Here is a 6,290-nt window from a genome sequence, read left to right on the forward strand (position 1 = left end):
AGTAGAATTTAGTGGAAAATTTGTGGGGTTTGTGAGAAATGTGAAAAAATTGTGGGGGGTTTGTGAAAAAATTTAGAGTAATGATTTGGAAATAGTGTGGGGTTTGGGTAAGAATTTGTGGCAGGTTTTATTTAAATTCTGTTTTTTTTTTTTTGTAGGCTTATGCTCGTGCTTAGTGCTAGATGCAAATAGGCATTAAGAAAAACTTTTGTATAAGGAGCATAAATGCGAGCGTTAGAAAGATTGTTACAAATGGGATTGGTGGCGGTGTGTATGTTAAGTTTTAATGCGTGCGGACAGCAAAGAGCCGAAGAAAAAAGTCAGTGCGTGCAAAAATGCGACACAAACCATTGTAGCGGATTATTTGCAACAAACGCTTGTAAGCAAAACTGCATACTAGATTGTGGTTGCACATATTCTTATACAGATGGTGGGGGACAAATTTCATACACTTGTAAAGGCGACTAACTACAAAACATTACCATAATTTCAAAATCTGCTATAATACTTTGCAAATATGCGTTTTTGCGCAAATGAGCGCAAAGACTTGCGATTCTGCATAAAAGCATTTGTAAGGAAAATAGCAAATGGGGTATGTGGCGTTTTGGAGATTTTGGATTTTTGCAAATGTGGCTATGGCAAAGCTAGCGATACTCTGCGTAGCAATCATCATAAATGGCTGTGCCAAATACGAGCTAGAATCCACGCAAGAATACAACGCTAATGATTCTAGCCTAGCAAATCAATCCAAAGCACCAAAATCTAGTAATACTTCAAAATCTAATACCCCTGCTAAGACACATAGCCAAGAGGCTTCAAAATCTACGCAAAAATCTACAAATAAATCCAACAAAACTACAAATAGACTTGCAAATCAAAAAATGGATTCTGCCAAGCTAGGGTCAAATGCCCCGCAAAAAACATATCTAAAAACAGAATCTAAAAATGCAAAATCTAGCACAGAACCTAGCGCAACAAAGACACCGCCTACGCCACAAAAACCACCCAAACTAGAATCTAAAAATCCCTCTAAAATGCCCCTAGAGCCTACAAATACTCCCGCAAAAACCACCGCAAAACCTACCGACAAAAATCCGTCATCAAAAGTTTTGAATGCAAATAATTTTAATGCAAAAGATTTTCCTCCCAAAGATTTGCCCGCACCCCTGCCTATGCAAATATCATACAATGAGCTAGCAAAATCCTCGCCTAGAAGCGATGGCAATGCGATTTTGCACCTAAAAAAAGATAATCAACAAGGATTTCAACTAATCAATATTTATGATGAAAATGGCGAGATTTTGGCAATGCTTAGCTTTAAAAATAAACAACTTAGTGGCGTAAGCAAAATCTACAAAAACGGCGAAGTGATAAAAGAAGTGCCTTATGAAAATGGCGTATTAAGCGGGGAGGTGGTAAGCCAAGTAGGCAAAATCCGCACCACGCAAATGTATAAAAACTCTAAAAAAGAGGGCGTTAGCACGACTTATCGCAATGGCGTGGTAATCGGCAAAAAGAGCTATAAAAATGATATTTTAAATGGGGAGAATCTATTTTTTGATGCGCAAAATATCGCGGTAAAAACCCCGTATATCAATGGTAGAAAAAATGGAAATTCTAGCGGATATGTGGGGAATAATCTTGTGTTTTTGCAACGGTATGTAGATGATTTTTTGAGCGGGGAAGCAAAGACTTATGGGCAAAATGGGATTTTGAAAATCTCTAGATTTTATAAAGATGGCGTGCTAGATGGCGAAGAAATCGTCTATGACTATCCTAGCCAAAAGCCCTTGCACAAGGCTTTGCATAAAAATGGCGTGCTTGTGTCGCCATATCAAAACTATGACAAAGAGCAGGTGTATTTTTCTATAAAGCCACTAGATTTTGCAAACGCGCTAAGCAAGGATTCTAGCGGTGGGGGCGAGGTGTGGAGGTATCCTAGCGGGCAAATCGCCTTTGAAAAAAGGGGAAATAGCATAAAAATTTTTCATCTAAATGGCGCGCTTGCAAGCGAGTTTGAAATACAGGAAAATGGCGCAAATGGAAGCACTTATAACCAAAATGGCGTGAAAGAATCAAAAATATCGTATTTGCCACATTCTCATACCCAATGGCTTTATAACGCCGATGGCAAGACGCTACGAACCAAAAATGAAAAACAACGAGGCAAAAATATCCTCCAAACTTACAAAAACGGAATCTTGCATAAAGAAATCATAACGATTGAAGGGGAGGATTTGACGATTTATCGGGTATTTTTTAGCGGGGGCGGAAGTGTGCCAAAACTCCAAGCAGAACTATACGAAAAAGACAAAAAAGTCGTAGGCGGCAAGCGATATGATATAAATGGCAAAGTGATTTTTAGCTATACATTTAGAAGTGAGGATATACTTTTTGATGAGATTTTCACATATAGCGCGCAGGCTAGAAGGGCAAAAATCCTGCCTTAAAGCAAAATTTACGAGATTTTTGAAGCAAAAATAATGCTTTGCTTCAAATGCCAAAAAGTAGATTTTGGTGTAAGGTGTCGCAAAGTAGCACAATGTTGATAATGCTAGATTATGGCAAATTCGCGCAAAATCTGCGTTTTAGAGAATCTACATTTTGTTTGTTTTTTATTTTTGATTATAATTTGGCGTTTTTGCTTTTTTGTTTGGATTTTGCAATATTTTGTAATGATTTGTAATATCTTGCAACGACTTGCGACAAAAAGCAAAAAAATCACAAACGCAAAGGACACAAAATGAAAACCCTCTCAAAACTTACACTTGCTACGGTATCTAGCCTAGCCCTTATGAGCAGCATTTACGCACACCAACACAGCCAAGAAAACGCACAGCCTACTAAGTGCGCTTCTTGCGGAGCTATGAGTGCTCAAACAAACGATGAATCTAGCACGCAATCTAGCAAAATCCTAGAAGCTATGCACGCTCCTATGCACGCACACACGCCATCAAGCACAAAAAGCGTGGAGATTGACTTTTTGAGCGATATGATACCTCATCATCAAGGCGCGATTGACTCTGCCAAACTACTACTTCCTCTAACCAAAAATCCTCAAGTAGCATTGCTTGCAGAAAATATCATCAAAGCTCAAGAGAGCGAAATCAAAGAATTTAGAGAGCTAATCGCTAAAAAAGGCGTAAAAACTACGAAAATTTCTGCGCAGGAATATAAAGAGTTTGCCGAGAAAAACGCTAAGGCTAACGAATCTATGATGGGCGGTATGGCGATAGAAGAAAGTGGCGAAGTAGAGATAGATTTTTTGAACGCGATGATAGCTCATCACACAGGTGCGGTGGATAGCTCTGCTATCGTGCTAGCCTATACCAAAGACAAAAAAACACAAGAAATCGCAAAGCATATCATCGATGAGCAAAACACCCAAATCACTGCGATGCAAAAGCTAATCGAAGATATACAGGCACAAAAAGCAGAATCTAGCAAGCCACAAAAGAGCAAAAAATAGCTTGCGTAAAACGGATTTTGCGCTTTTGGCGTTTGGGACGCTGATTTTGTAGGCTAGCGTGGTAGCCTCTCTACAAAGAAGGCGCGAAATCCAAAACTACCAAAATCTACAAAATATCTACAAAATTACAAGAGGGCTGTTTGGATTCTTATCAATATGGCGAATTGCTAAAAACTTTGCAAAGCAAATACGCCACTATCGGCGAGATTATCAAGCCCTCTGTCTTGCAAGATGAGCTAGCCAAATTAGAAGCGTTAGAATCTGCGCCAAACTTCTGGGAAGACGCCAAGAGGGCTAGCGAAATATCCAAGCAAAAAACCAAAATCACCAAAACTCTGCAATCCTACACCGCACTAGGCAACAATCTAAACGATAGCGCGGAGCTCTTTGAGCTAGCGAGCGCGCAGGGCGATAGCGATACGCTAGAATTGCTTTTCGCAGAATCAAGCGCACTAGAATCCTCCGTGCTCAAAGCCGAACTAGAGATTTTGCTAAACTCCCCAAATGACGCGCTCAATGCCATTATCACTATTCAGCCCGGAGCGGGCGGGACGGAGGCGCAGGATTGGGCGAGTATGCTCTATCGTATGTATCTGCGCTGGGCGGAGCGGCGGGGATATAAAGTCGAGATTTTGGACTATCAAGACGGCGAGGAAGCTGGAATCAAGGGCGCGGCATTTCTTGTCAAAGGCGAAAATGCCTTTGGCTATGCAAAGGCGGAATCTGGCGTGCATAGGTTGGTTAGAATCTCGCCCTTTGATTCTAATGCTAATCGGCACACGAGCTTTGCAAGCGTGCAGGTAAGCCCTGAAATCAACGATGACATCATAATCGAGCTAGAGGAAAAGGACTATCGAATCGACACATATCGCGCAAGTGGCGCGGGCGGACAGCATATCAACAAAACCGATTCTGCGATTCGTATCACGCATTTCCCAAGCGGCATAGTCGTGCAATGCCAAAATGATAGAAGTCAGCACAAAAACAAAGCCACCGCGCTAAAAATGCTCAAATCCAAACTCTATGAAATCGAGCAAGCAAAGCAAAGAGAGAGCGCAAACACGGGGGAAAAAAGCGAAATCGGCTGGGGACATCAAATCCGCTCCTATGTGCTAGCCCCATATCAGCAAGTCAAAGATTTGCGCTCAAACTACGCGACAAGCGATACGGCAGGGGTTTTGGACGGGGATATAGACGCACTCATCGAATCGGTGCTGGTGATGAAGTAAAATAGATTTTGGATAGATTTTAGGATTTGGGGGTTTTTTAAGTTTGTTTGGGGGTTGGGTTTTGGTGTGTGGGGATTTTGCTTGTATTGTTTGGCTTACTTGTTTTTTTGATTTTATGCGTGGGGTTTTGTTGTGGGGTGTTTTGGTGCTTGGGGGTTGATTTTGCGGGATTTTGCGGTGGTTTGCAGTGGCAAAATATTTGGCATTTTTTTAAACAACTTTCAAACAATATTTAGATTTTGCCAAAATCATTTTTAAGTCATTCTAGCAAAAATTCGTATTCATAGATTTTTGGCTGTATTTTTGTGGCTAAATCATTTAGGGCTAGGCGTAAGTTTGCTAGTAAATCGTTATAATGAGAATCCTCGCTTTTTGCGTTTAGCTTGCCCTGCTTGCCGTTTTTAGACTCGCTTCGTCCTTGAAAATACTCTTTTATGTCATACAAACTTGCGTCATTTAGGTATTTCTCGCTAGATTTTGCCTGCGCGTGATAATATCGCCATAGCTCTAATCCCGCGCTAAAAACGGCTTTTGCCTCGCTTGAAAAGGTCATTTTTTCATTTGGGACAAAGCAGTCAAGAAGTGTCCCATTTTTGACTTTGCCATTTATGAAACGCACCATAAAATCGCTTCTAAATGCTTCTTTTGCGCCGACTTCTTGCTCGCTAAATGGGATAAAGTGGTTTGTGGATTTTAACCCACCCCCTTTATCCCCCTCCGCAATGGAGGGGGAGATAGAGAAAGCCCCTCCCCTTGCGGGAGGGGTTTGGGGTGGGGTATTTATCGCAAGGGAGGGGGAGAGATTTGCGCTTATGCGATTTTGGGAGTGAAAGAGGGCGTAAGCTAGGCAGTCGTTGTGAAATTCGCTGTCGCCTCGCCATTTATTTTTGGGAAACAAAAATTGGTCTCTGTCATTTATCCACGATGATTTTATAGCGTGTCGCACCGCGAAATATATGCAAATAGGAATTAGATTGTATTTTGTGATTTGAGCCACTTTACTTTCTCTTATATTGTTTTGTGTTGGTTGTGTTGAAATATAAACACTATTTTGAGATTGAAAATCTGCACCCATTAAAGTAAGCCACGCTAAATTTTCATTGTTTTTATCATAAAAATTCCTAACCCAATCGCTTATAAATATATTCTTTTTATTTTTATTTGGAGTATAAAAATTCTTTTTCCCGATTCGCTTATTGTTTTCATTAAAAATATCTAATTTGATTTTTTTAATGTCTTTTTTGTCTGCTAGATTCCATATCAAAAAGCCGATAGGGAATTGTCCACTGACATTGTCAAAGGTGTAGGCTGGAATAGCGAATCCTTTTAAGAATTTTGCCTTAAATGTTTCCCTAAATTTTATAAAATTATTTGAATTGATATATTTTAATTTGCCAAAACTTGCTAGAGTGCAACTCGGAATCTCTTCGTGTATTCGTATAAAAAATTGCGAAAAAACTTCATTTACACCACGCCCAAGAAGTTTAAAATATTTTTCATAGATTTCACTTACTGAAACTCCCGCTTTATTCCCATTGCCACTTGTTCTAGCCTTTGCAGAGCTTGCCTCTGCATACGGCGGATTGATAAAT

The 6,290-nt window shown here is 40.2% G+C and carries 4 protein-coding genes and 1 pseudogene; 4 read left to right on the plus strand and 1 reads right to left on the minus strand.

The genetic code is table 11. The annotated features are described in order from the left end of the window. Positions 1–225 precede the first annotated feature (225 nt). The 4 genes from ACWIUO_RS13210 to prfB all read left to right on the plus strand — a co-directional run bounded on the left by ACWIUO_RS13210 (position 226) and on the right by prfB (position 4,698). Positions 226–468 (plus strand): hypothetical protein, encoded by a 243-nt coding sequence (locus ACWIUO_RS13210; protein WP_454178356.1) that lies wholly within the window; start codon positions 226–228, stop codon positions 466–468. 119 nt (positions 469–587) lie between these two features. Beyond that, a complete protein-coding gene (locus ACWIUO_RS13215; RefSeq protein ID WP_454178357.1) occupies positions 588–2,450 on the plus strand; it encodes a hypothetical protein in 1,863 nt (620 codons plus the stop codon). A 293-nt stretch (positions 2,451–2,743) separates the two neighbouring features. Continuing rightward, positions 2,744–3,469, plus strand: a complete 726-nt coding sequence (locus tag ACWIUO_RS13220; RefSeq protein WP_454178358.1) for a DUF305 domain-containing protein — start codon at positions 2,744–2,746, stop codon at positions 3,467–3,469. 140 nt (positions 3,470–3,609) lie between these two features. Next, the gene (gene prfB, locus ACWIUO_RS13225; RefSeq protein ID WP_454178359.1) at positions 3,610–4,698 is read left to right on the plus strand and encodes a peptide chain release factor 2; all 1,089 of its coding nucleotides are present in this window, start codon (positions 3,610–3,612) and stop codon (positions 4,696–4,698) included. 259 nt (positions 4,699–4,957) lie between these two features. On the opposite strand, the pseudogene ACWIUO_RS13230 reads toward prfB, so the two are convergent. Continuing rightward, positions 4,958–6,290: pseudogene (locus tag ACWIUO_RS13230) on the minus strand (hypothetical protein); the annotation flags it as partial.

Source organism: Helicobacter sp. T3_23-1056 (genome assembly GCF_053654535.1).